Here is a 681-nt window from a genome sequence, read left to right as displayed (position 1 = left end):
ACAGCGAACCCCAGCTTGCTTTGGGCTGGCTCGCCTGTTGCTCCGTCGTCGCTTCTTCTACACCGTGAATCTCGACTTCTTCCGCTGGCGTGGGATTGCGATACAGTTTCAGCCACAACAGCAGAATCGGGATACCTGCCAAGCCGATAGCGATAAACATGCCGCGCCAGCCCATTGTTAACAACAGAATAGTCAGGATCGGCGGTGCAACGGCGTTGGCGATCTGAGAGCCGGTGTTGATGATGGCGGTGGGAAGTCCGCGTTCATTACTGGGGAACCAGCGATGAGTGATCTTGATACCGGAGGTAAAAAACGGTGATTCAGAGATGCCCAGCATCATGCGCAGACCATAGAACATGGAGTAGCCGTTAACGAAGCCCGCGAGAATGGTGAAGCCTGACCACAGCCCGAGCGCCCAGGAAAACATTTTTTTCGGCCCGAATTTATCAACCAGCCAGCCCGCAGGCAGGTTGGCTAGCGCATAGGGCCACAGAAAGGCTGAAAGCAGCAGGCCCATCTGGGTGGAGCTAAAGCCGAACTCTTTCGAAATGGTGGTGTTGGCGATACTGAGGTTGGCGCGGTCAAGGTAGTTCACCACGGCGGCGATCAGCAACACCAGAATAATGCTCCAACGCAAACGGGATATTTTTTGCATTGGTGGAGCAACAGCGGCAGGTTGAG

1 protein-coding gene is annotated in these 681 nt (G+C 54.9%); it reads right to left on the bottom strand.

Annotated features, from left to right (window positions below; all coding sequences use genetic code 11):
- On the bottom strand, window positions 1-655 hold a 655-nt coding region (locus J5224_RS33065), incomplete at its 3' end, for an MFS transporter (RefSeq protein ID WP_264629135.1).
- Window positions 656-681: the final 26 nt, after the last annotated feature.

Source organism: Candidatus Symbiopectobacterium sp. NZEC135 (assembly GCF_025962695.1).
The sequence above is the reverse complement of the archived record's forward strand: the minus strand, read 5'-3'. Positions and strand labels throughout refer to the sequence as shown.